Genomic DNA, 26,475 nt, shown 5'->3' on the forward strand with positions numbered 1-26,475 from the left:
AAGGAAAAAAGCAGCTTTCTGTTTAAGAAAGCTGCTCTATAAGTTTAATATTTTAGGTTTTTTTACCTTCTAAATTCTATATTTTTAATACCCAAAAATTTGTTCTAAAGTTAAAGTAGTTACGTTACCAAATTTTTGCATATCCTCTAATTTAACTTTTTTATCAGATGCTACAATTAAATAAGTATATGGTTTATTGGCTACCTTTTGGTCGTGGAAATTTTTGATATCAGTAAAAGTAATTGGCTTTAATGCGCTGTATAAATCAATCCTCGAATCATAATCATAACCCAGTTTTTTATCCGCAAAATAATATTGAAAAATGCCATCCTTAGTAACTCTATTCGATTCTAAATAAGTTAAAACATTAGCTTTCGCACCATCAAAAGATTTATCGCTTTGCGGCAAAACATTTAACAATTCGTTCATTCCATTAACTGCATCTGTCATTTTATCGGCCTGGCTACCAACATAAGCAATCATGCTGTATTGTCTGTCTGCTTTATCTGGCGATTGGTAGGTAGCATAAGTTGAGTAAGCAAGCGCTTTTGATTCTCTAATGGTTTGGAAAACAATTGACCCCATTCCACCACCGAAATAATTATTAAACACCTCAATATTTGCTCTATCTGCTTTATTGTATAGACCTGTATTTCTTAACCAGCGAATTTCTGATTGAACCATATCATAATTAGCAAAATATACTTTGTTAGTATCTTGAGCGGTGTAATTATAAACTTTGGCAGGTGCTGCCGGTGTAAATTCGGTTGGAAGCAAATGTTCTTTTTTCAACTCTGATGTAAAAGCTGTTACATCTTTCGGTCCATAATAAGTAACCACATGCTCGTAATTGCTAAGGTTTTTCAAAAGATAAATTAAATCTTCGGCCTTCATGTTTTTAACTTCTTCGTTAGAAAGAACGTTGTTGTAAGGATTCACACTTCCGTACTGTGCGTAAGAGGTTAAACCAACCATAATTTGGCCTTTATTTAATTTGTTATTTTCCCTGCTTTTTAAAATTGTTGTTTTTAAATCAGCTAATGCTTTTTCGTTAGGTTTAACATTAGCAAAAATATGTTCAACTAAGCTTACTGCTTTATCAAAATTTTCTTGTAAGCCACTTATATTAATTGTAGTTACTTCAGTACCAACGTTTAAACTATAAGTACAGGCGATATTGTAAAATGCTTTGCTAATATCTTCTGCAGAATATTTATCGGTACTTAAAAATGGCAGGTAACCAGCGGCATAAGGCAATAACTTGTAGTTATTTGCTCCGTGGTTAAACCTATACGTCATTCTGAAAATAGAATTTTCTGTGTTTTTTGTGGTTAAAACATCAGCGATACCAACTTTACCAGTGATGATGTCTTTCTTGTAATCTAAAAATTTTGGTTCCATTGGTTTAGTAGGCGCATCTAAAACATTTTTTACAAAAGGAGAAGTTAGGCTTCCATTAGCATTAATTGGCGTAATGGTTGGTTTTTCTACTTTTACAATATTTTTGTCTTCGCCTTTGTGTTTATAACCAATAACGTAATCATCTTTAAAGTAAATATTTGCGAAAGCAATTACCTGTGTTTTTGTGATTTTAGCTGTTGCTTCAATTTCGCTTAAGCTTTTATCCCATTTGGTTCCTCGGTTTAAAATAAATTCGTTCGATAAATTTTCAGCTCTATTATTATTGCTATCAAAAGCTTGTAAAAAATTAAGCTTTTGGTTTGCTACAATGGCTTTTAAAAGTTCATCGTCAAATTTTCCTTGTTTTAAAAGGTCTATTTGCTCTAGTAATAATTTAGAAACCTGTTCTAAAGACTGACCCTGACGAGGTTGCCCTGATAAATTGAACACACCGTAATCTTTCATCTGCTGATAGCTTGCGCTTGAGCGTTGTGTTTTTTGCTGCTTATTTAAGTTGATATCGATTAAACCAGCTTTACCGTTAAACAAAATGCTTTTAATTAAATTAAGCATAATGCTGTTTTGTGTGTTTTCGGCATAACCACGGTAATAAATCTCTACCATTTCTGCACTTGGTCCGTACACATCAACTTTTTGTATTTTGGTTAATGGTTTTTCGGGAGTAGGATTGTAAAGTGTTACAGGTTTTGCAACCATAAAACTGAAGGTTTTATCCACCTTTTTTATCATTTCATCAGGATTAAAATCGCCTGTAAAAATTGCTGCCATATTATTTGGCACATAATACTTGTTGTAATAATTTCTTATTTCTACAAGTGATGGGTTTTTCAAATGCTCAATTGTACCGATTGTGGTTTGCTGCCCGTAGTTGTGCGTTGGAAACAACAATGCCATCATTGCTTCATCCAATTTATTTGGGTCATTATCCAAACCACGGTTTTTCTCTTCGTAAACAGCTTCTAATTCTGTATGAAAAATACGGAAAATGGGTTTCCGAAAACGTTCGCCCTGGATGGCTAAAAACTTATCGGTTGCGTTTGAAGGAAAATCTTCGTTGTAAACGGTTTCTTCGTACCAGGTATGTGCATTTGAAGAATTACCGCCAATACCCGACATCATTTTATCGTACTCGTTTGCGATAGAAAAATTCGATGCTTCGCCAGAAGTTTTATCTATTTCTTTGTAAATTTCTTTACGCTGAGCTGCATCTGTTGTTTTATTGTACTTTTCGTAAAGTGCATCAATTTTATCGAGATAAGGTTTTTCTTTTGCCCAATCTACTGTTCCAAATTTATCGGTTCCTTTAAATAAAAGATGCTCTAAATAATGCGCTAAACCTGTGGCATTTTTTGGGTCGGTATTGCTACCGGCTCTAACACTCATGCGAAATTGAATGTTTGGCTCTTTGTTATTTGGCGATAGAATTACCGTCAAGCCATTTTTTAAGGTGTAAAAACGGCTAGAAGATGGGTCGTTGGTTACATATTTATAGGTGTAACCTCCAGAATTACCTGTTTTCCATTGGTAGGTTTGCGCTTTTACAAGCAAACCCGTAACCAGTAAACAGGCTAGTGTAAATAGTTTAAATTTCATTTAATTGAGTTTGGTTTGTGGCAACGAGCATGTAGATGTAAAAAGGTTTGGGATGATTTACAGGTACAAATCGCATGTAATAAGTTATTTACCCAAATATATATGGATTATTGTATTGAATGAAATTATTTTTTAGATGTTGTTTGTATCGGGTTTGCATAGCATAACTCAATCATCATTGAATCTTATACCTTATATTATTTGTTTTTAAAGAGTTCTCTAAATTAATTTATATGATAATCTGTATTTTTACCGAATGACAAAGCAAAATACAAAACCGAATATTTTGGTGGTTAATGATGATGGTATAACGGCTACAGGAATTAAAAACCTAATGGAAGTTATGCAGGAACTTGGAAATGTGGTTGTAGTCGCACCTGATAGTCCGCAGAGCGGAATGGGCCATGCAATTACCATTGGCAAACCCATTCGTTTTGATAAGGTAGATTTGTATACAGGTGTTGAGATGTATAAATGCAGCGGTACACCGGTAGATTGCGTTAAAATTGCAGTTAATAAAATTTTTAAAGGTAAAAAACCTGATTTGTGTGTTTCAGGTATCAACCATGGTTTAAATAATTCAATCAATGTAATTTATTCAGGAACGATGTCTGCCGCTGTAGAAGGTGCGATTGAAAAAATTCCTTCAGTAGGATTCTCTTTAGATGATTTTGCACAGGATGCAGATTTTAGTCATTGCAAAAAATACATTAAAACCATTTGCGAGCAGGTTTTAGAGCATGGTTTACCTGAAGCAACCTTGTTAAATGTAAATTTCCCAAAAGGCAATAACATTAAAGGCATAAAAATCTGTCGCCAGGCAAATGCAAAATGGGCTGAAGAATTTGAAGAAAGAACCGACCCGTATAAAAGACCATATTATTGGTTAACGGGTGTTTTCCAAAATTTTGATAAAGGGGAAGATACCGATGTTTGGGCGCTTGAACATAATTATGCGTCGGTTGTGCCAGTTCAGTTCGATTTAACAGCCCATCATGCCATTCCAATTTTAAATGGATGGAGTTTTAATGAGGAGAAATCAATGGCAAAAGAGAAGAAAAACATCAACGCCCCTGATAGTTTAAACTTAGGCTAATTAAAACCAATGATTGAACAAATAAGTAAATTTAAAGATTCTGTTTGGATAGGTTTGGCGATTGGTTTATTAGTTCCTGCTATACTTTCTGTAATTGTTTGGTACATTATAAATCATGTGTTTTATCTGGCAAAAGCCGATTTATTATATATCGGCGCCATTGCTATAAATGCTTATAGCATGCAATATTTTTTTAAGCACTATAAAGAAAATATTGGTAGAGGAATATTAGCCGCAACGTTTGTATGCGCATTCATTTTTTTCTATTATAAAGTTTTTTAAGTTGGAAAAGGTATTTTAGGATGGAAAATGTAATATGTAAAATGGATGATGTTAACTACAAGCTAATAAATATATCCTGTTTTCCATTTACTAATTTCCATTATCCATCTACCATCTTCAATCTACCATAACACATCTTCCATAAAACATTTTCCATCAATTATGAAATATTACCTCGTAGCAGGAGAAGCATCAGGCGATTTACATGGCGCCAATTTAATGAAGGCAATAAAGGCAGAAGATAGCGATGCTGTTTTCAGGTTTTTTGGTGGTAATAAAATGCAAGCCGAAGGTGGTCAGTTGGTTAAGCATTACGCAGATATGGCATTTATGGGTTTTACCGAAGTGCTTTTAAACCTCCAAACCATTTATAAAAACTTAAGTGCCTGCAAAAACGATATTGTCGATTGGAAACCTGATGTTATTATCTTGATAGATTTTCCGGGTTTTAATTTAAAAATTGCAGCATTTGCAAAAGCTAACGGTATTAAAGTTTGCTATTACATTTCTCCAAAAGTTTGGGCATGGAATCAAAAACGAGTACTTAAAATTAAGAAGGTTGTAGACCATATGTTCTGCATTTTACCATTCGAAGTCGATTTTTACAAGGAATGGGGAATGGATGTAGATTACGTAGGTAATCCTTTGTTGGATGAAATCGACCAATTCATACGAGATGATAAATTCAGAGAAAATAATCATTTTGGCGAAGATAAAATCATTGCATTATTACCCGGAAGCAGAAAGCAGGAAATAGAACGTTTGTTACCAGTAATGTTAAGCATTACAGAAAGCTTTCCTGATTATGAATTCGCAATTGCTGCGGCACCAACCTTTAGCGAAAACTATTACCAGCAATTTATAGGCGAAAAAAAAGTTAAGCTATTGTTTGATAATACTTACAATTTGCTTCATAATGCGCATGCAGCCATCGTTGCATCGGGTACCGCTACATTAGAAACCGCTTTATTTAAAGTGCCTCAAGTTGTGGTTTACAAAGGCGGGGCAGTTTCAATTGCCATTGCCAGGATGTTGGTTAAAATAAAATTTATCTCCTTGGTAAATCTTATCGTAAATAAAAAAATAGTAACTGAGCTAATTCAAGAAGATTGCAGTACTCAAAAGGTAAATGCAGAGTTGGCTTTGATTGTAGATGGCAAAAGCAGGGCAGAAATGTTAGCCAACTACGATGGCTTGTTAGCACTTATGGGGAAACCTGGAGCATCGGCGAAAACGGCAAAACTTATACTAAATTATTTAAAAGCTTAAATCATAAACACCGTAGAAATGGGACGGTATCATAAATCTCGATTTTTTAGTTAGTTTTGACTTTGTTCATAAATATTTAATCCGTACGATGAAAGCCCTCTCCATTAAAGACATCGCCGTTAAGGCAAATGTTTCTATTACAACCGTATCCTTTATTATAAATGGTAAAGCAAAAGAGAAATCTATTAGTGAGGCTGTAATTGAGAAGGTTGAAAAGATTATACAAGAAAGCGGTTATAAACCGAATCAAATTGCCAGAAGTTTAAGGACAGGAAATTCTAACATCATTGGTTTAATAGTAGAAGATATATCCAATTCCTTTTTTGCTAAAATTGCAAGGCTGATAGAAGACAAAGCATACAAACGAGGTTATAAAATCATTTATTCGAGCACAGAAAATAGCGTAGAAAAAGCTCAGGAACTGATAAATATGTTCAAAACCCGCAAGGTTGATGCTTATATTATCTCTCCCATTAAAGGTATTGAAGAAGATATTAAAATGCTGTTGAGCGATGATAAACCGGTTATTTTGTTTGATAGAAATTTAGCTGATGTTGATGTTAACTATGTCGGGGCAAATCATTTTAATGCTTCATACCAATCTATAGAAAGTTTTATAGAACAAGGAAAAAAAAATATTGCTTTAGTTACTACAGATATTGATGTTGAACAGATAACTGAACGTTTTGACGGTTATAAGAAAGCCCTGATTGATAATGGTTTGGCTTATAATGAGGACTTGGTACTTAAAATCCATTTCAATCAGGATGAGGAAACAACCATAAATCAAATCAAAAATCTATTTAATACTCAAAAAATAGATGCGGTACTTTTCGCAACCAATTACTTAGCCATTAGTGGGTTAAAAGTGCTGAAACAAATAAAGAAGATAATTGGTTCTGATTTTTCTGTAATTGCATATGATGACCATGAGGCATTTGAATTGCATACTCCCGGTATTTCAACTGTGCAACAACCATTAGAAGATATTGCCGAAACAGTTATTAAATTGATATTAAGTCAGTTATCATCAAAAACAAAACTTCCCAACCAACAAGTTATTATTCCAGCCAAACTTATAATTAGAGATTAATCAATTCTATAATCTTTGTTTGTGTAACGTTATTTTTACGACTAAATCGTTTTATTAAATAAAATAATATCTAATATTGATGTAGTAAAACGTTTTACTGTAACCAAATTTATTTATGAGACTTTCGCAGTACCCTAGCTGTATGTTAAATATGTATTTTAATCATTTACGGTTATCTGCCGAATCCTTGCGTTCACAATAAGAATCAACATAAAAATTCAGTAAAAATTAACAAAAGGCGATAAGCTTTTGTCGTTTAGTAAATCGATTTAAATGTTATCAGAGCATTTAAATAAGGTAAAATAGAGTAATACAAAACTAATTATAACTAATCAATTTAAAATTTAACAAAACCGCTAATGAAAATTAATTTACTCAAAATTACGGGGCTATCTGCTGCAATTATATTGCTGAATGGTCCTGCGTTTTCAATGAATTCAGAGTGGGAAGGAGCGAGTGGATTCATGAAAGGGAACAAGCTGTGGCAGCAAGTTCAAACGCAAAAAGTGATTACCGGAACAATCCTCGATGAAACCAATCAACCAATGCCGGGTGTTGGTATTAGGAACCAAACCTCAGGGAAAAGCACGGTAACAGACGGCAACGGAAAGTTCAGCATTGAAGCAAATGCTAACGATGTGATTCGTATTAGTTCTGTAGGCTACAGAACTCAGAATGTAACGGTTGGAGCTCAAAATTCTTTGAGCATCAAATTAGCTGTATCGGCAGATACTAAATTAGATGAAGTTGTTGTAATTGGCTACGGTACTTTAAATAAAGATCAAATTTCTTCTGCTGTTACCAAGGTCGATTCATCTGGATTTAGACAAAGTGGTGCTAGAAGTGCACTTGATTTATTAGTAGGTAAAGTTGCTGGTTTGCAAATTACCAGACCAGGTGGTACCAATCCAAATTCGGGTGTAACAGTTCAATTAAGGGGTGTTACATCGCTTGCCGGTACACAAACACCTTTAATTATTATTGATGGAATACCCGGTGGAAACTTAGATTTATTAGCACAAGATGATATTGAATCATTTAGTGTATTAAAGGATGGTTCGGGTGCTGCTATTTATGGTACAAGAGCAAATGCTGGGGTAATTTTGGTAACAACCAAAAAAGGTAAAGCTGGTCCTTCAAGGTTTGATTATAACTCTTATGTACGTCATGAGCGCTTAGTTAAAAGACCAGATTTTATGAATGCTACCGAATTAAGACAACGGATTGCAAGTAAAGAATATGTTGTACAAGATTACGGGGGTGACTTCGATTATTTTTACGATTTAATTAATCAAAACAATATTTCTCAAAATCATAATTTTGCGGTTTCTGGTGGTAGCGAGAATTCTAACTATCGTGCAAGTTTAAATTATAGAGATTTACAAGGTTTTGCACAACAAAACAACAGGAAAGACTACGGAATAAGGTTGAGCTTAACTCAAAAGGGATTCAATAAAAGGTTAACGGCATTATTTAACGTTGCAACAAATTTTAACAATCCAAATCTAATAGCTGGTGGTGGTTGGGAAAACGTGTTGACTAAAAACCCAACTGAATCATATTTTAATCCAGATGGTAGTTATTTATTTACACGTAACTTAACTAACGAGATTGCAAGAATAAATCAAGAAAAGAACAGAAGGCAACAACAAACCATGTCTGCTGATGGAAAAATTGATTTTGAAATCATTCCAGGTTTAAAAGCTTCAGTTTTTGGTGCTCACCAACGCGATTGGAGAATAGATGGCGAGTACAGAGATAAACAAGGTCAAAATTCATTAGAAAATGGAAATGCACCTGGTGGTGGTTATGCATCAAGAAGCACAAGTTTAGATCAGAATTTTAACTTGGAACCTACTGTTGAATACAATAAAACATTTGCTGAAAGACATAAAATTCAAGCTATCGCAGGTTATAGTTACCGTTATGAAGTTAGCGAAGGTTTCAACGCAAATAACCGAGGTTACGTGAATGATCTTTTCGAAGAAAATAATTTAGGTAGTGTGCCTGTTGTGCTCAACAGAATCGCAATCGGTAGTTATAAAAATGATAATACATTAATTGCTGGTTTTGCTAGGATATTCTATTCATTTGATGATAAATATATTTTCCAAGCTAGTGTAAGAAGAGAAGGTTCATCTCGTTTTGGTGCTAATAACAAATGGGCAACATTCCCAGCTGCGTCTGCTGCATGGAATGTAACTCAAGAAGATTTCATGAAAAATGTGAAATGGGTTAATAATTTAAAGTTAAGATTAGGATACGGAGAGACAGGTAATTCAGGTTTTGCCAACTATGCATCGTTAGTAACATTAGGTACAGGTGGTATTTATCTATTCCCTACCGGCGAATATGCTCAGACTTATGGTCCAAGCAGAAATCCTAACCCTGATCTAAGATGGGAAAGAAAAAAAGAATTAAACTTTGGTGTTGATTTTACAATTTTAAACAACAAATTAAGCGGTTCAATTGAGCTTTACAGAAGGGTAACGCAAGATTTACTGGATACTTATACTTCACCACAACCGCCTTTTGTACAAAGCTCAATTTATACAAATGTTGGAACAATTTCAGCGAAAGGTATTGAAGTAACATTAAGCTATGCTGCTGTTAAAAAAGATAAATTCTCTTGGGATATAGATTTTACTGGTAGTACAACTCAAAATAAATTAGATAGATATTCAAATGATGTTTACAAAAGAGATTTAAAAACTTTTGGTGGAATTGGGGGTTTTGGAGCGCTGGGCGATGCTTTCCGTACTTACGAAGGTAGAGCAATTGGCGAATTCTGGGGCAAAAGGTTTGCAGGATTTACACCTGATGGCAAGTGGACTTTCTTTAATAAAAATAATGAGGTTGTTTCAAATGCACAAATCAATACTTCTTCTTTCAGGGATCAAACTGACTTAGCTGTTATTGGTAATGCAATTCCAAAATACTACCTATCATTAACAAACAGTTTTAGATATGGAAATTTCGATTTGCGTGTGTTTTTAAGAAGTAAATTAGATTTTGATATTTTGAACACCATGGCATTATCTTATGGAAACAAAAATGGTGCTACTACAAACCTATTAAATAGTGCATTTACTAAATATGCTGAAATAAAAGATACTTACATGTATTCTGATTATTATCTGGAAAGTGGTAGTTTCTTAAAAGTTGATGAGCTTACATTGGGTTATACCTTCAAATTGAAAAGCCCTGTTGTTAGAAACTTAAGGTTGTATTTAACTGGACAAAACTTATGGACAATTACTGGTTATACTGGTAACGACCCTGATTATGTTAGTGATACAGGTTTAGGACAGGAGCAAAATGGCAAGAGTTTAGGTATTGATACAAGAGGTCCATACCCAGCCACAAGACAATTTTTGTTCGGTGTTAATTTTGGATTTTAATATTAAAGAAAATGAAAAATTATAAAAAAATTATTCTCTCATGCTTAGTTGCAGCACCAATGTTCTTAATGAACAGTTGCACGAAATTGGATGAAAACGTATATGATCAGTTAATTACAGATAACTTTTACAATAACAAAACAGAAGTTTTATCTGCAGTGCTTAGACCTTACACGCATGCTAATGCTTGGGTAACTCCATCTGGGCAAGATGGTTGGTGGCGCCCCGCAGAACTATCTGGTGATCAACTTGCATGGCCAACAAAAGGCAGGCATGGTGAAGATGGTGGTAAATGGAAAAGGTTACATTACCACACATGGTTAAGTGATGATGTACCACTAAATAGTGCATGGTCGTTAATTTATGGAGGTGTAGGTTTTTGTAATGACCCAATTCAAAATCTTGAAAGCCGTGAAATATCAAAAATGGGCATCACTCAAGTTGAAAAGGATGCATATATCGCTGAGTTAAAATTGCTAAGAGCATTTCATTACCTTAAACTAATGGATTTGTTTGGAAACATTCCAGTAGTTACGCAAGTTGGTATTCCTGCAAAACCAGCAACTGTTGCAAGGAAAGATGTTTTTGCATTTATTGAAAAGGAAATTAAAGATAACATTGCTAAAGTTCCATTGCATTCGAAAGCAATGACAGGTAGAATGAGCCAAGCTGGTGGTTATGCTATGCTTGTTGAATTGTATCTAAATGCAGAAGTTTGGACAGGAACCGCTCGTTGGGATGATTGTATCGCAGCTGCCGATAAATTAATTTCTGGTGCTGCAGGTGGTCAAAACGGGGCAATGAATTTAGATCCAAACATTTTTGATCAATTTAAGTCGAGCAATGAATTATCTAAGGAAGCTATATTCTCAATCGCTTACGAATATAAATTGGCAACGTTTGAACCATCGTGGCCTAGTGAATTTTTTCACTTTCAACAAGATGCAATTTATGGTGGTTCTAGAAATGGTAATGATGGTATTGTTGTAATTCCAGGTGTATTTACAAATTACGAAACTGCTGACTTGAGAAAAAGAGGATGGTTGTTAGAAGGTCCACAATTTAGATTTGATAATGGACAACAGGCTTTAGCTAAGGGTGGGAATGAGTATACCGACCAGCAAATTGTTTTTGTTGACAACATTCGCAAAAATAAAATTGGTTCTACTGTTTCTAATATGAGTGAAGGTGAAGAAAATAGTGGTGTTCGTTTCAACAAATATAAGTTAGGCAACCAAGTTGCTGGCGTTGTTAACGGTGTAGCTGTGCCTATTGATCCGAATTACAACAACACGGATTGGAATATTTATAGATTAACGTGGATTTATTTTGCGAAGGCAGAAGCCATAATGCGTAAAAATGGTGGTGTTGCTAATGCTGAAGCTGTTCAATTAATTAATGATTGTAAAAGACGTGCTTACACTGCTGCTGATTTTGTAACCAGAGCTTATACGCCAGCAACATTAACTTTAGATGAACTATTAGCTGAGCGTGGAAGAGAATTTATTTTTGAAGGATTCAGAAGAGATGATTTAATTCGTTTCGGTAAGTTTACTACAGCTTCATGGTGGGATCATACTCCATCAGCTGCGTTCCGTAACCTTTTCCCTATACCACAGGTGCAGAGAACATTAAATGAAAACTTAACTCAAAATCCAGGTTATAATTAATTAACAATCTCAATAAAAGAGGTGCTCAATACGAGCACCTCTTTTACTTTAAACAATACGATTTGTAACTCACAAATTACAAGTCAAAATCCTTTTCCTACATCCTTTTTCGTTAATATTGAAAATTGGTAAATCGTTTTACCAATTGATATTATCCCAATCTAGAACCTAAGCTTTAAATCATTATTTATGAAAAAATATTACTCATTTCTAATATTAAGCTTCCTTACCACTTTTCAGCTTTATGCTCAGGATAAAGCTCCTGCATATCCGCTAATTACCCATGATACATACTTTAGCATTTGGTCTTTCGGAGATGAATTAAATCAATCCGTTACAAAACACTGGACAGGCAAAAACCAATCTCTAACAGGCGTTTTAAAAGTTGATGATAAATTTTATCGTTTCTTAGGCGCTGAAACTAAAGCATACAAAACTATACTTCCTGCGGCTGATGAAACAGCTTACCAGGTAAATTATATATTCGATAAACCCAATGAAAATTGGTTCACAAATGCCTTCAATGATGCTAAATGGAAAAAAGGAACTGCTCCTTTTGGCGATGACAAATCGGCTAAAACCAAGTGGGATAGCAACGATTTATATTACAGAAGAAAATTCTCAATCGCTAAATTATCTGCGGTAAAAAAATATTTAAAGCTTAACCATGATGATGATGTTGATGTAACCATAAATGGTAAATCAATTTATAAAAAAACAGGTTGGGTACACGAATACATTTATATTCCTATTAAAGAAGGAGTTTTAAAAACCGGTGAGAACCTTTTAGCTATTCATGTAAAAAACACCGCTGGCGGAAGATACCTCGATGCCGGAATCGTTGAAGAAGTACCTCAAAAATCATCCCTTAGTTTGGCTAAACAAAATCATGTTAAAGTAGAAGCTACATCTACCAAGTACAATTTTACCTGTGGCGAAGTGGATTTAGATGTTACGTTTACTTCTCCTTTGTTGTTAAATGACATCGAACTTACCGCCCGGCCAATTAGCTACATCAGCTATGCGGTAAAATCAAAAGATGGGAAAGCACATAAAGTAGATTTGTACTTTAGTGCATCAACAAACATCGCCGTAAATACTCCAGATCAAACTGTCAACGCTAAGAAAAGCAATGCAGATAATCTTGCAATTTTAAGTGCAGGAACATTAGAGCAACCAGTTTTACAGAAAAAGGGCGATGATGTAAGGATAGACTGGGGCTATTTGTACGTCGCTATTCCCGATAAATTCAACGCTACTCAATACATAAATAAAGAGAGCGAAAGTTTGGCTGGTTTTTTAAACGGAAAGTATGCTGAAACCGGTAATGCTGCGAAGGGAAAGGAACTCAATCTTACCAGTATTATTCCATTCGGCTCGGTTACATCAAATTCGGTAGAAAAATATTTAATGATGGGTTATGATGATCTTAAATCAGTTGAATATTTTGGAACACAACTGCTTCCTATTTGGAAAAAATCTGCTGAGCAGTTTGAAAAACAATTGGCGATTGCAGATAAAAATTATGCATCAATTATAAAAAAATGTAGCGATTTTAATGCGCAACTTTATACTGATGCAGAGAAAGCTGGCGGCAAAGAATACGCAGAACTATGTGAATTAGCTTACCGCCAAAGCATTGCAGCACATAAAATTGTCTATGCGCCAAATGGTGATATTTTATTTCTATCTAAAGAAAATTTTAGCGGTGGCTTTATCAATACTGTTGATGTTACCTATCCTTCCGCTCCCGAATATTTATTGTATAATCCCGAATTGCTTACTGGAATGCTGAATGGAATCTTTTATTATTCGGAAAGCGGTAAATGGAAAAAACCTTATCCGGCACACGATTTAGGAACTTATCCTTTTGCAAATGGCCAAACTTATGGAGAAGATATGCCAGTTGAGGAAGCTGGAAATATGATTATTTTAACTGCTGCAATTTCTAAAGCGCAAGGCAATGCAAAGTATGCCGAAAAACATTGGTCTACATTATCCATCTGGGCAGATTATTTAGCTAAAGAAGGCTTCGACCCAGCTAACCAATTATGTACTGATGATTTTGCTGGTCACCTTGCCCGAAATGCAAATTTATCTGTGAAGGCTATTGTGGCGCTTGGTGCTTATGCCCAATTGGCGCAACAATTAGGTAAAACAGATGAAGCCAAAAAGTACAGAAATATTGCTTTGGATATGGCTACAAAGTGGCAGCAACTGGCTAATGACGGCGACCATTTTGCTTTAACTTTTAATGATAAAAATACTTGGAGCCAGAAATACAATCTGGTTTGGGATAAATTATTAGGTTTAAAACTTTTCCCCGAAGCAGTTTATAAAAAAGAAATTAATTACTATTTAACCAAACAAAACACCTTTGGTTTACCATTAGATAGTCGCAAAACTTACACTAAATCTGATTGGATAATGTGGACAGCAACGCTTGCCGATAACCAGACCGATTTTCAAAAATTTATTAAGCCGATATACAAGTTTGCAAATGAAACCGAAAGTAGGGTGCCACTTAATGATTGGCATGAAACCACAACTGGCGCTAAAGTTGGCTTCCAGGCTAGAAGCGTCGTTGGGGGCTATTTTATAAAATTATTGGCAGATAAATGGGGCGTTAAAAATTAATAAAAGGATACTTGTAACGAAAATAAATTTGATGCACTCAATTACTGCGGCTACTTAAAAATAACGAATGTGATTAATGCAATACCATGTTTAAAAAATAACTATTAATTTAGGCGGTTCTAGAAAATTTGTAATAGAAGCTCCATCAAACAGCCCGACAAATTTTTATATAAAGTCGGCAATTTTAAATGGAAATAACTATACTCGCAACTTTTTATCGCATTAGCGATATTTTTAAAGGTGGTACGCTTAAGTTAGAAATAGCAGCAAGCCAAATAATTAATAAAGGACAATTAGAAGGAGATTAACCATCTTCTCCGAATAAATAAATGCAATGCCTGAAGTGATTTTGGGATATTGCCGGGGAGTAATTAATAAGAAAGATATTTTAAAACAATGGAAAAACCTGTTGCATTAGGTGTAGATATAGGTGGCTCGCACATCACAGCGGCGTTAGTAGATTTAGAAAGTAGAACAATCGTTCAAAATTCTATTGAGCGTAATGCAATAGATTCGCAGGAAAGTAAAGAAGTAATATTAAAGGCTTGGAGCGAAATTATAACTAAGGCTTTTAAAAAATCGGCAAGTGATGTAAAGTTAATTGGAATTGCAATGCCAGGACCATTCGATTATGAACAAGGTATATCACTAATCAAAGATCAAGATAAATTTAAAGCGCTTTATGGCGTAAACATTAAACAAGAACTATCTAAAAGATTAAACATTGATGCTGCAAACATTCATTTTATAAACGATGCCGCAGGTTTTTTACAAGGTGAGGTTTTTGGTGGAGCCGGGCGTGGTAATTCGAATGTTTTAGGTTTAACCTTAGGTACCGGACTTGGTTCTGCATACTGCGAAGGTGGCATTGCTAAAGATGCTGATTTATGGAACTCGCCTTTTCTAAATGGCATTGCAGAAGATTATTTATCAACCAGGTGGTTTGTAAAACGTTACCAGCAACTTAGTAATAATACTGTTGCAGGCGTAAAAGAATTAACAGCTTTAACCGCCACAGATTATTCTGCTACAAGAGTTTTTATGGAGTTTGGTTACAACCTAGCCCAGTTTTTAATGCCTGTTATCAAAAAAAATAAATCAGATTTGGTAATTATTGGCGGTAATATATCAGGAGCATTTACTGCATTTTCTCCAGAATTAATTGCAACTTTAAAGGGCAATGCAATTGATGCAGATGTTAAGGTAACAAAACTAAAAGAACATGCAGCGCTTATTGGTGCGGCAAGTTGTTGCGATGCAACTTTCCTCCATGAAAATACTGCCGACAGTTTAGGCAATGAGGTAAAAAGTTTTGTTAATAAAGGGTAAAACCTTTTTTTTTAATTAGATTGGTAAAACCATTTAGTAGGCAATTAAATTAACAATTTTTATTTTTTTGATAACGATAATTATTTATAGTTCAGAATTTAAGCATCAGACACAAAATTAAACACATGAAAAAAATACATTTACTTTGCTTTTTATTTTTCGCTGCAATAATTCCTCTTTCGCAGCTAAAAGCTCAAGAAATCATTAAGAAAAAGGGCTACACATTAAGTTTCGAAAGCAATTTTGCCGCATTAGATCCAAAACTAAAAAAACGATTAATAGAAACATTTTTTGAGGTTTATCCTAAACTGGCTAAAGAATATAATCCAAATACATTAAAGGAAGTAAAATTTGCTGTTGATACAAATTACAAAGGTGTTGCTGCTACAAGTAACGGCAAAGTAACTTTCAGTTCAATTTGGATGGTTAAACATCCTGAAGATATTGATGTAGTAACTCATGAAGTAATGCATATCGTTCAGGATTATGGCAGAAGTGTTGGCCCGGGTTGGTTAACAGAAGGTATTGCAGATTATGCCCGTTCGAAATTTGGTGTAGATAACCCTGGTGCAAAATGGACAATGCCCGATTTAAAGCCCGAACATTCTTATAAAAACAGTTACCGCATTACCGCTAGATTTTTCACCTGGATTGAAAAAAATGTTAAATCAGGAACGATTAAAGCTGTTGATGCCTCATTAAGAGATCATACCTATACCTCTGGGATTTGGAATCAATTAACAGGTAAAGATTTAGATGGACTGTGGGCAGACTACGTAAAAAATCCTCAAATTTAAATATCCAACCGCTCGATATGTGTAAACCAACTACTAAATCCTTAATATTCTTTATAGCTGCATGTTTGTGGTCAACTTTTTTAATGGCGCAAACAGTAAGTCTAGCAAAGCGCCAGCAAGATTTTGTTGATCTTCGTTTTGGTATGTTCATTCATTACAACATTCCAACTTATATGGATCAGGATTGGGCAGATCCTGAAGCATCGCCTTCTATATTTAATCCTAAAAAACTAAATACCGACCAGTGGGCTAAGGCAGCTTTGTCGGCAAATATGAGTTATGGCTGTTTAACAACTAAACACCACAGTGGTTTTGCAATTTGGGATACCAAAACAACGGATTATAGCGTAATGAATAGTCCTTACAAAAAAGATGTTGTAAAAGCTTATACCGAATCTTTCCGCAAGGCTGGCTTAAAAGTAATGTTGTACTATTCTATTTTGGATACACATCATAAAATCCGTCCAAACCAAATCACACCCGAAAAAATTGATTTTATTAAAGCGCAGGTTAGGGAATTGTTAACCAATTACGGTAAAATTGATGCTTTAATAATTGATGGTTGGGATGCGCCATGGTCGAGAATTTCTTACGATGATGTTCCATTTGAAGAAATATATTCGCTTATAAAATCCATCCAGCCCGAGTGTTTGGTAATGGATTTAAATGCAGCAAAATATCCGGCAGAAGCATTGTACTATACAGATATCAAATCTTATGAACAAGGTGCTGGTCAGCATATTCAAAAAGAAAGCAACAGATTACCAGCTTTATCGTGCTTACCAATTAATACCGCATGGTTTTGGAAAAGTGATTTCCCAAAAGTGCCCACAAAAACCGCTACCGAATTGGTAGATGGGATTTTAAAACCATTAAACACTGCATATTGCAATTTCATATTAAATGTTGCGCCAAACCGCGATGGATTGATTGATGCAAATGCTTTAGCAACATTAAAAGAAGTTGGGCAAAAATGGAAAAATGATGGACCATTGCCAGCATTGCCCGTATCTGCTGCACCAATTATTTCATCAAATATCGCCAAAAAGCAGCCTGCAAACGCAAGCTGGAGCGATGATATGTGGATAATGGATTTTGCAAATGATGATAGCTACAGCACTGCATGGTTATCAAATGCTACCGTTAAGGCACCATGGTACGAAGTTAGTTTTGAAAGAGACAAGCCATTTAACATGATAGTAATTGCCGAAAAAAAACCAAGTATAAAAGCCTATCGCCTGGAATACAGCGAAAACGGAATTTGGAAACCAATTGCTTCAGGAACAGATGCATCGAAAATAAAAATACATCGCTTTAACAGGGTTTGGGGAAAAAAAGTTAGAGTATTGATTGATAAATTTGATGGTCAGGTACAACTGGCAGAATTCCAGGTGTACAACGAAAAAAGATAAACAGCAAACACATAAACTGATATATAAATAATGAAAAAACTATTCATCGCCTTATTAAGTTTTGCGGCAACCGGAAGTTTTGCTCAACAGGTAGGCAAAATTACCGATCCTGTAGAATGGATTAATCCTTTGATGGGTTCGCAATCTAAGCCGAGCTTATCAAACGGAAATACTTACCCAGCCGTTGGTGTGCCTTGGGGTATGAACATGTGGACGCCACAGACAGGTAAAATGGGCGATGGATGGGCATATACTTATGATGCTGACAAAATTCGTGGTTTTAAACAAACGCATCAGCCTTCACCGTGGATGAATGATTATGGTGCTTTTGCAATTATGCCCGTAACCGGAAAACTAAAATTTGCTGATGATGAACGAGCAAGTTGGTTTAGCCACAAAGCAGAGGTTTCAAAACCTTATTATTACAGTGTTTATTTAGCTGATGCTGATGTTACAACAGAATTGACACCAACAGAAAGAGCCGCTCAGTTTAGGTTTACTTTTCCTAAAACAGATAGTTCGTTTGTTGTGGTAGATGCACAAAACAAAGGTTCTTACATTAAGATTTTTCCGAAAGAAAGAAAAATTATAGGCTACACAACTAAATATGCTCGTGGTCCATTGCCTAAAAATTTTAAAAACTATTTTGTTATTTACTTCGATAAAGATTTTACTTTGGCTAAAACCTGGAGTGGAAAAACCCTTGGAAATGATTTAGAACTTACCAGCGACCATACCGGTGCAGTGATTGGTTTTAAAACCACCAAAGGAGAAAAGGTAACGGCCAAAACGGCTTCTTCTTTTATCAGTTTTGAACAAGCAGAAATAAACTTAAAAAGAGAATTGGCTAGTGATAATTTTGATGCAACCAAGGCCAAAGCCAAAGCGGTGTGGAACAAAACGTTAAGCAAAATTGCTGTAGAAGGTGGTACGATAGACCAAATGCGTACTTTTTATTCTTGCTTGTATCGTACATTATTTTTCCCTAATAAATTATATGAGCTAGATGCAAAAAACCAAATTGTACATTGGAGCCCATACACAGGTGAAATTAAACCTGGTTATATGTTCGCAGGTACAGGTTTTTGGGATACTTTCAGGGCATTATATCCATTCTTAAATTTGGTTTATCCATCGATAAATAAAGAAATGCAAGAAGGATTAATCAATGATTATAAAGAAGGTGGTTTCTTGCCAGAATGGAGCAGTCCGGGTTTTGCTAACATTATGGTTGGTAACAATTCGGCATCTGTAGTTTCTGATGCTTACATAAAAGGTCTTCGTGGGTATGATATTAATACTTTATGGGATGCCGTAAAACATGGTGCAAATAACGAAGGGCCAATGGATGCGGTAGGGCGTGATGGTGTGAAATATTACAACGAATTGGGTTATGTACCATTTGATGTTAAGGTAAATGAAAACGCTGCAAAAACTTTAGAATATTCTTACGATGACTTCGCAATTTATCAGTTAGGTAGAGCGCTAAAACGCCCGGCTTCTGAAATTGAAATATATAAGAAAAGGGCAATGAATTATAAAAACCTTTTCGATCCATCATCTGGTTTAATGAGAGGAAAAAATCAGGATGGAACCTTCCAAAGTCCTTTTAGTCCGTTTAAGTGGGGTGGTGCGTTTACCGAAGGTAACAGTTGGCATTACACATGGTCGGTATTTCAGGATATTGATGGCTTAGCAAAATTAATGGGTGGACATGAAAAGTTTGTAACCAAACTGGATTCAGTTTTCTCGATGCCACCTGTATTTGATGAAAGTGCTTACGGAGGTGTTATTCATGAAATTCGTGAAATGCAAATCGCCAATATGGGGCAATATGCACATGGCAATCAACCAATACAGCATATGATTTATTTATACAATTTCGGTGGTGCGCCATATAAAACTCAATATTGGGTTCGCGAAACTATGGATAGAATGTACAAAGCTACTCCCGATGGTTATTGTGGTGATGAAGATAACGGACAAACTTCTGCTTGGTACGTGTTTTCTGCAATGGGTTTTTATCCGGTAACCCCGGCAACAGACCAGTATGTTTTAGGTGCGCCTTTATTTAAAAAAGTAACGCTGACTTTAGAAAACGGAAAAACCGTTGTAATTAATGCTGCTGCAAATAGTAATGAAAACCGTTACGTTCAATCGCTGCAAATGGATGGAAAACCTTACTCTAAAAATTGGATAAGCCACAGTGGTTTACAAAAAGGCGCTGTACTAAATTTTAATATGACGGCTACACCAAATAAAACCAGAGGTACAAACCCGGTAGATTTTCCATATTCATTATCTACAGAAAAATAAACTATAAAAATTATTTGTCTGATGAGCCTGTCGAAAACTTTCGATTTCGACAGGCTCAATCTGGCACATATTGATAGATTAATCACTAAATTGATTATCCAATACAACAACATTATCAAAACCAAATATTATGAAGATTAACGTCTTAAAAATTGGGTCAACGGCTTTTATTTGGCTGTTTGGAACATGCTTGGCCTTTGCTCAGCAACCCAACATCCCGCTTACAGATTTATCGGCATTTAAAGAACCAGGAAATTCTTGGTCTGTAGTGGGCGATGTAACAGTAAATCTAGAGGAAGTAAATGCTATAAAAGGTACCAAAGGAACAGGTATCTTGTTAAACATATCGGAACCCAAAAAGGTAGGTTTTGATTTAACTACGATAAAGGAATATGGCGATATGGTTTTAGAACTGGATTACCTTACAGCAAGGGGAACCAACTCTGGAATTTATTTGCAAAACAATTACGAAATTCAATTAGAAGATTCGTGGACAGTTAAAAATCCACTTTCATCAAATAACGGCGGCTTGTACGAACGTTGGGATAATGATAAGCCTGAAGGTGAAAAAGGTTATGGGGGTATTGCACCACGCCAAAATGCAAGTAAAGCGCCAGGCTTATGGCAACACATTAAAATTGTTTTTCAGGCACCGAAATTTGATAGTTCTGGTAAAAAAATAGCCAACGCAAGGTTAATTAGTGTCGATTTAAATGGCGTAACCATTCACGAAAACGTAGAACTTTGGGGTGCTACAAGAGGTGGTTACGGAACAGAAAAAGCAATGGCACCAATCCGCATTCAAGGCGACCATGGTTCTATCGCTTTTAGAAATATTTCTATAATAGATCTTCCAGCAGCTACTGCACAAACTGGTCGCCGAGGTGGCGGTGGTGGAGCAGACCCAATTTATGTTGATGCGCCAGTTAATACCATGATTAGAAGTTTTGTTGATGAAATGCCGGGTGTACGTTCCGTTCATGCTATTTCAGTTGGCAGTCCGCAACAAACCGCTTACAGCTACGATTTAGACAATGGAACATTATTACACGGTTGGCATGGAGGTTTTTTAGATGCAACCCCAATGTGGGATGGTCGTGGTAACGGAACTTCTCGTCCATTAGGTAGCGTAACCCGCTTTATAAAAAAACCGGTAATGGCCATTTCAAAATTGGCAACCGCTAATGCGGCATGGGCAACTGATACGGCAGGAACAGGCTTTCGTACTAAAGGTTATGTACTGGATAATCAAGATCGCCCGGAATTTAAATACCTGATTTATGGAAATAAAGTTACTGATGCTGTAAAGGTTTTGGATAACGGTCAAGGTTTATCTAGAGAGATTACTTTAGAGCAACCTGCTAAAGATTTATACTTGCTTTTAGGCGAAGTAGCGGATATAAATGAGGTTTCTAAAGGCTTGTACGTTGTTGACGATAAAGCATATTACTTACAATTTCCAAATGGCGAAAAACCTATCGTTAGAGATGCTGACGGTAAAAAGCAACTAATTATAGCAATTGGAAGCAAATTGAATTACTCTATTTTATTTTAGTCTGTATTACGATGAGATATACATTTAAAACATTGGCAATGATGGCGCTAAGCCTAAGTTGCTCAGCGCTTTTTGCCCAGGAAACACCCAAGGAAGAAGATTTTTTTAGAATTAATAAAGTACGTGTTCCGGAAGGACCAATTTTAGAAGTTGGGGGCTTAGTTACGCTGCCAAACGGAGATTTAGGAATTTCTACCCGAAGAGGTGATGTTTGGATTGTTGAAAACCCAACGAGTACAAAACCTTATTTCCGCAAGTTTGCAACAGGTTTACACGAGATTTTAGGCATTGCCCAAAAAAATGGGGCAATATATGTAGCACAACGTGGCGAATTAACCAAATTGGTTGATAAAAACATGGATGGCAAAGCCGATGTTTATGAAACAGTTTATGCATGGCCAATAAGCGGTCACTATCATGAGTATAGTTTCGGACCAAAAATAGCGGCTGATGGAACATTCCTGGTAACGGCGAATGTAGCTTTTGGCGATGAAGAATGGTGGAGAGGAGAAAGTAAAGTGCCCATGCGTGGCTGGGCAATGAACATTACCGAAGATGGAAAAATGACACCTTATGCAGCTGGTTTTCGTTCGCCTGCTGGTATCGGAATGATTGATAATCAGTTTTATTATACCGAAAACCAAGGCGATTGGGTAGGTTCTGGAGGTTTATGGAAAGTAAACAAAGGTGATTTTATGGGTCATCCGGCAAGTTTAAAATGGAGCAGCCGATCGGATTCTCCTGTAAAATTACAATCAGATTTTTTCTACGCCAATATAGATGAACGCCGCATTAAAAATGAACAAGGCAGATACATAAAACCAGAGAACAGAGTTAACGAAACTTTTAAAACGCTTTTTGATATGAAGAAAGTGTTTCCAGAATTGCGTTTACCATCGGTTTGGTTGCCATATGGCATTTTAGGCATCTCATCATCAGAACCCGTAAAAATTCCGGAAAACACATTTGGTCCTTTTGCAGGGCAAATTTTAGCTGGCGACCAAGGCATGAGTATTATCTCAAGAATTTTCCTTGAAACTGTAAAAGGTGAGGAACAGGGTGCTGCTTTCTTATTTAGAAAAGGATTCCGTTCGGGTGTTTTAAGATTGGCTTGGGGAACTGATGGTTCATTATTTGTTGGCGAAACCAACCGTGGTTGGGGTTCGGCTGGTGATGCAAACGAAGGTTTAGAACGCTTGGTTTACAACAACAAAGTGCCTTTCGAAATGAAAGCTGTTCGTTCAATGCCAGATGGATTTGAGGTTGAATTTACAAAACCTGTTGACCGTAAATCAGCAGAAGATTTGGCATCGTACGCAGCAGAAAGTTTTATTTATAAATATCACCCGGTATATGGTTCGCCTCCGGTAAATGTAGAAACCTTAAAAATTGCTGGTGTTAAAGTTTCAGCTGACGGTATGAAAGCACGACTTATCATTCCAAATCTCCGTCAATATTACATCCATACTTTAACTCTAGATGGTGTTCGTGATAAAGAAGGTTTTTATTCTTTAGTTCATCCTGTAGCTTATTATACCTTAAATCAAATCGCTGATGGAGATAAATTGCCAATGAGTGAAGTAAGTACCAGAAATTCAGAATCCGGACCGAAGGCTTCGGCAACGCCAGTTAAAAAATCGGCAACTCCAAAAGCATCAACAGGAACTAAACCAGAAGCTAAAGGTGCAACAAATACTACCCCGGTAAAAGTTAATACAACATTGGCATCAGCAAAAGCGCCAACGTATAAAGAGGTAGAAGGATTGTTAACTAAGAATACTTGTTTGGCTTGTCATAACCCCACCAAAAGGCAAATAGGTCCACCGTTTTTAGAAATTGCAAAACGTAAATATTCTCCAGAAAAAATTTATAATTTAATTCATAATCCTCAGCCACAAAACTGGCCGGGTTATTCAACAGAAATGCCGCCAATGCCACAGGTAAAAAAAGCTGATGCTTTAAAAATTGCTGCCTGGATTAATTCGTTGGATAAATAAAACAAAAATAGTTAGTATAAGTTGGTTAAACGGTTGGTGGAAACGCCGGCCGTTTTGTTTTAAAAAAAGGATAAAGCGAAAATGAAGAGATTCTTATCATTGATAGGCATAAGTATGTTAATATGCTTTGCAGCGAATGCACAGCAAAATAGTAAAATTACAGGAACAGTTAGAGATGCAAACAGCGTAGCAATTTCAGCAGTAACGGTTCAGGTTTTAAATACAAATTTAAGTACAGTAACAAATTCTAACGGCGAATTTGAATTAAAAAATGTACCACAAAATAGGATTAATGTAAGGTTTAGTGCAATTGGATATGCTACCGTTGTTAAACCCATTAGTGGAAATGAAATCTTAAATGTGGTATTGCAGCAATCAAATGCCAGATTGGATGAAATAACGGTATCGGCACAAAAAACCGAAGAAAATGTTCAGAAAATCCCGGTGGCAATTACCGTATTTACGGAAGAAAAGGTGAACGATTTTCGCATTCAAAACACTCGCGATTTAGCTACAATTGTTCCAAACCTTTACAGCAGTAATCCAGGTGATGGCAGAAATGTAACCTCAATTAGAGGAATTGGAACAACTTCATACGATCCGGCGGTAGCAACCTACATAGATGGTGTAAATCAATTTGGTTTAGACACATATATTGCTTCATTATTTGATGTGGAAAGGATAGAAGTATTACGTGGTCCGCAAGGAACTTTGTATGGTAGAAATGCTATGGGTGGTGTAATTAACATCATTACCAAACAGCCTACTAATTATACTACAGGTTTTGCAGGTGTAGATTTAGGTAATTTCGGTCAGCAGCGTTATAGTGCAGGCATTCGCACCGCTTTGGTAAAAGATAAATTATTTTTTGGAGCCGCAGGTTTGTACAATCGCATGGATGGGCTTTACACCAATGCTTTTAACAATTCTAAATTTGATAAGCAGCATGGCTATCTTGGTAACTATTATTTAAAGTTTTTAGCCAGTTCTAAATTTGCGTTAACCTTAAATGTTAAGCACAATGAAAACCGTAACAATGGTACATTTCCTTTAGCGGGTTCTGTTAACGATGCCTTACAAAATCCATTTGTGTTGAATCAGAATTCAACAACCAAGATGGTAGATAACTTATTTATCACTTCATTATCTGCTAATTATGCGGGCGAATCAATAAATTTTAGTTCTCAAACTGCTTATCAATCAAATTACCGTTATTACACACAACCAATTGATGGCGATTTTTCTCCAATAGATGGGGTTTCCATCGTAAATAATTATGGAAAAGACTTTAATAAAGTTCAGGTTTACACACAGGAATTTAAACTGAGTTCTCCGGCATCGAGCAATTCGAAACTAAGTTGGGTTGCCGGTTTGTATGGTTTTCATCAAAATAGTCCGGTAAAACAAGGAACCTATTTCGGTGCTGATGCTGCATTTGTTGGCGCACCATTTCCATTTTTTACCAGCCTTAATACAAACAAGGGTAAAAGTTATGGTTTAGCAGCATTTGGACAAATAACTTATGCAATTACGGATAAGCTTGCTGCTACAGCCGGTTTACGATATGATTATGAGCATAAAAAACAAACTGCCTTAGGTGAATTTTTAATGGATGGAATGGATCCGGTAACTACACAAAATGATACCTCATCAACAGCTAATTTTAAAGCCTTTTCTCCAAAAATAAATTTAGCTTACGCAATAGAAGATAACAGTTCTATTTATGCCAGCTACAGCAGAGGTTTTAGAGCTGGAGGGATAACACAATTAGGTTCTGATCCATCAGTTTTACCTTTGGTTCCATATAAGCCAGAATACAGTAATAACTTCGAAATAGGCTCAAAAAATACTTTCTTTGATGAACGTTTAAGCATTAATTTGGCAGCTTTTTATATCAAATTAACAGATGCGCAAGTTCCTGTTTTGGTTTTACCTGATGCCGTAACCATTACTAGAAATGCGGGTGAGCTAACCAGTAAAGGTGTAGAATTGGAACTTTCAGCAAAGCCAGTTAAAGGCTTAAATATTGATTATAATTTCGGTTACACAGATGCTAAATATACATCGTTACAGTTGCCTCAAAATGGTGCTACAGTAAATTTAAACGGCAACAAACAAATATACACGCCCGAAATTACTTCGATGCTAGCGATTCAATACGCTTACGAATTGGATAAATCCTCCAAAATTAATTTGATTGCCAGAGGGGAATGGTTATTCACAGGCAATCAATTTTTCGACCTTGCCAATCAAATCGAACAAAAAGGTTATAATATATATAATGCAAAATTGGGCGTGTCAAACAAAAAATTCGATTTATTTTTCTGGGGAAGAAATTTGGCTAATAAGACTTATGTAGATTATGCATACGACTTTGGTGCAGCACACTTAGGCAACCCAAAAACTTATGGCGTTTCTTTAGTTGGCAGGTTTTAATACATTAATAAAATAATAATTTTAAAAAAGGTTGATGGAAACATCAGCCTTTTTTTGGTTTGACCCAATTATACCTTGCAATCCCAGTTCAAAACATTCGACTTCGTTTCCCATCTCTTAAAGGAGATGGATAGCTACAGAATAATAGATAACACATTCTTTCATAGGGT

General features: G+C 35.7%; 16 protein-coding genes. 15 read left to right on the forward strand and 1 reads right to left on the reverse strand.

Features of this window, described 5'->3' with window-relative positions; genetic code table 11:
- Nucleotides 1-84: 84 nt before the first annotated feature.
- On the reverse strand, nucleotides 85-3,015 hold the full coding sequence (locus ACFOWA_RS00590) for a M16 family metallopeptidase (protein WP_378980800.1): 2,931 nt from the start codon (nucleotides 3,013-3,015) through the stop codon (nucleotides 85-87).
- Nucleotides 3,016-3,271: 256 nt separating this feature from the next.
- On the opposite strand from ACFOWA_RS00590, the gene surE reads away from it, so the two are divergent.
- From surE to ACFOWA_RS00665, 15 genes are all read left to right on the forward strand, one after another.
- The gene (surE, locus tag ACFOWA_RS00595; RefSeq protein WP_378980802.1) at nucleotides 3,272-4,111 is read left to right on the forward strand and encodes a 5'/3'-nucleotidase SurE; all 840 of its coding nucleotides are present in this window, start codon (nucleotides 3,272-3,274) and stop codon (nucleotides 4,109-4,111) included.
- 9 nt (nucleotides 4,112-4,120) lie between these two features.
- Complete coding sequence (locus ACFOWA_RS00600) at nucleotides 4,121-4,393, forward strand: stationary phase survival protein SurE (protein WP_378980804.1); 273 nt, start codon at nucleotides 4,121-4,123, stop codon at nucleotides 4,391-4,393.
- A gap of 162 nt (nucleotides 4,394-4,555) precedes the next feature.
- Nucleotides 4,556-5,662, forward strand: coding sequence for a lipid-A-disaccharide synthase (lpxB, locus tag ACFOWA_RS00605; RefSeq protein ID WP_378980806.1), 1,107 nt, complete (start codon nucleotides 4,556-4,558; stop codon nucleotides 5,660-5,662).
- An 88-nt stretch (nucleotides 5,663-5,750) separates the two neighbouring features.
- On the forward strand, nucleotides 5,751-6,755 hold the full coding sequence (locus ACFOWA_RS00610) for a LacI family DNA-binding transcriptional regulator (protein ID WP_378980807.1): 1,005 nt from the start codon (nucleotides 5,751-5,753) through the stop codon (nucleotides 6,753-6,755).
- Nucleotides 6,756-7,114: 359 nt separating this feature from the next.
- Nucleotides 7,115-10,156, forward strand: coding sequence for a SusC/RagA family TonB-linked outer membrane protein (locus tag ACFOWA_RS00615; protein ID WP_378980809.1), 3,042 nt, complete (start codon nucleotides 7,115-7,117; stop codon nucleotides 10,154-10,156).
- Between the two features lie 11 nt (nucleotides 10,157-10,167).
- Nucleotides 10,168-11,826, forward strand: a complete 1,659-nt coding sequence (locus ACFOWA_RS00620; RefSeq protein WP_378980811.1) for a RagB/SusD family nutrient uptake outer membrane protein — start codon at nucleotides 10,168-10,170, stop codon at nucleotides 11,824-11,826.
- A gap of 189 nt (nucleotides 11,827-12,015) precedes the next feature.
- Nucleotides 12,016-14,463: a glutaminase family protein gene (locus ACFOWA_RS00625; RefSeq protein ID WP_378980813.1), complete on the forward strand. Its 2,448-nt coding sequence runs from the start codon at nucleotides 12,016-12,018 to the stop codon at nucleotides 14,461-14,463.
- 133 nt (nucleotides 14,464-14,596) lie between these two features.
- Complete coding sequence (locus tag ACFOWA_RS00630; RefSeq protein ID WP_378980861.1) at nucleotides 14,597-14,689, forward strand: hypothetical protein; 93 nt, start codon at nucleotides 14,597-14,599, stop codon at nucleotides 14,687-14,689.
- A gap of 170 nt (nucleotides 14,690-14,859) precedes the next feature.
- The gene (locus tag ACFOWA_RS00635; protein WP_378980815.1) at nucleotides 14,860-15,792 is read left to right on the forward strand and encodes an ROK family protein; all 933 of its coding nucleotides are present in this window, start codon (nucleotides 14,860-14,862) and stop codon (nucleotides 15,790-15,792) included.
- 125 nt (nucleotides 15,793-15,917) lie between these two features.
- Complete coding sequence (locus tag ACFOWA_RS00640) at nucleotides 15,918-16,589, forward strand: basic secretory protein-like protein (protein WP_378980817.1); 672 nt, start codon at nucleotides 15,918-15,920, stop codon at nucleotides 16,587-16,589.
- Between the two features lie 83 nt (nucleotides 16,590-16,672).
- Entirely contained in the window at nucleotides 16,673-18,001 is a 1,329-nt protein-coding gene (locus ACFOWA_RS00645; RefSeq protein WP_378980819.1) for an alpha-L-fucosidase, read from the forward strand.
- A 30-nt stretch (nucleotides 18,002-18,031) separates the two neighbouring features.
- The gene (locus ACFOWA_RS00650) at nucleotides 18,032-20,317 is read left to right on the forward strand and encodes a GH92 family glycosyl hydrolase (protein ID WP_378980821.1); all 2,286 of its coding nucleotides are present in this window, start codon (nucleotides 18,032-18,034) and stop codon (nucleotides 20,315-20,317) included.
- Nucleotides 20,318-20,447: 130 nt separating this feature from the next.
- Nucleotides 20,448-21,872 (forward strand): 3-keto-disaccharide hydrolase, encoded by a 1,425-nt coding sequence (locus ACFOWA_RS00655; RefSeq protein WP_378980823.1) that lies wholly within the window; start codon nucleotides 20,448-20,450, stop codon nucleotides 21,870-21,872.
- An 11-nt stretch (nucleotides 21,873-21,883) separates the two neighbouring features.
- Nucleotides 21,884-23,869 carry a c-type cytochrome gene (locus ACFOWA_RS00660; RefSeq protein WP_378980825.1) on the forward strand — a complete coding sequence of 662 codons (1,986 nt, stop codon included), beginning with the start codon at nucleotides 21,884-21,886 and terminating at the stop codon, nucleotides 23,867-23,869.
- An 81-nt stretch (nucleotides 23,870-23,950) separates the two neighbouring features.
- Entirely contained in the window at nucleotides 23,951-26,305 is a 2,355-nt protein-coding gene (locus ACFOWA_RS00665; RefSeq protein WP_378980827.1) for a TonB-dependent receptor, read from the forward strand.
- Nucleotides 26,306-26,475 lie beyond the last annotated feature (170 nt).

This window comes from Pedobacter lithocola (genome assembly GCF_042650845.1).
GTDB classification, from domain to species: domain Bacteria; phylum Bacteroidota; class Bacteroidia; order Sphingobacteriales; family Sphingobacteriaceae; genus Pedobacter; species Pedobacter lithocola.

Bases quoted from the DNA above. Each gene is read 5' to 3' on its own strand.
- ACFOWA_RS00590 (WP_378980800.1), bottom strand. From the start codon at position 3,015: ATGAAATTTAAACTATTTACACTAGCCTGTTTACTGGTTACGGGTTTG.
- surE (WP_378980802.1), top strand. From the start codon at position 3,272: ATGACAAAGCAAAATACAAAACCGAATATTTTGGTGGTTAATGATGAT.
- ACFOWA_RS00600 (WP_378980804.1), top strand. From the start codon at position 4,121: ATGATTGAACAAATAAGTAAATTTAAAGATTCTGTTTGGATAGGTTTG.
- lpxB (WP_378980806.1), top strand. From the start codon at position 4,556: ATGAAATATTACCTCGTAGCAGGAGAAGCATCAGGCGATTTACATGGC.
- ACFOWA_RS00610 (WP_378980807.1), top strand. From the start codon at position 5,751: ATGAAAGCCCTCTCCATTAAAGACATCGCCGTTAAGGCAAATGTTTCT.
- ACFOWA_RS00615 (WP_378980809.1), top strand. From the start codon at position 7,115: ATGAAAATTAATTTACTCAAAATTACGGGGCTATCTGCTGCAATTATA.
- ACFOWA_RS00620 (WP_378980811.1), top strand. From the start codon at position 10,168: ATGAAAAATTATAAAAAAATTATTCTCTCATGCTTAGTTGCAGCACCA.
- ACFOWA_RS00625 (WP_378980813.1), top strand. From the start codon at position 12,016: ATGAAAAAATATTACTCATTTCTAATATTAAGCTTCCTTACCACTTTT.
- ACFOWA_RS00635 (WP_378980815.1), top strand. From the start codon at position 14,860: ATGGAAAAACCTGTTGCATTAGGTGTAGATATAGGTGGCTCGCACATC.
- ACFOWA_RS00640 (WP_378980817.1), top strand. From the start codon at position 15,918: ATGAAAAAAATACATTTACTTTGCTTTTTATTTTTCGCTGCAATAATT.
- ACFOWA_RS00645 (WP_378980819.1), top strand. From the start codon at position 16,673: ATGGCGCAAACAGTAAGTCTAGCAAAGCGCCAGCAAGATTTTGTTGAT.
- ACFOWA_RS00650 (WP_378980821.1), top strand. From the start codon at position 18,032: ATGAAAAAACTATTCATCGCCTTATTAAGTTTTGCGGCAACCGGAAGT.
- ACFOWA_RS00655 (WP_378980823.1), top strand. From the start codon at position 20,448: ATGAAGATTAACGTCTTAAAAATTGGGTCAACGGCTTTTATTTGGCTG.
- ACFOWA_RS00660 (WP_378980825.1), top strand. From the start codon at position 21,884: ATGAGATATACATTTAAAACATTGGCAATGATGGCGCTAAGCCTAAGT.
- ACFOWA_RS00665 (WP_378980827.1), top strand. From the start codon at position 23,951: ATGAAGAGATTCTTATCATTGATAGGCATAAGTATGTTAATATGCTTT.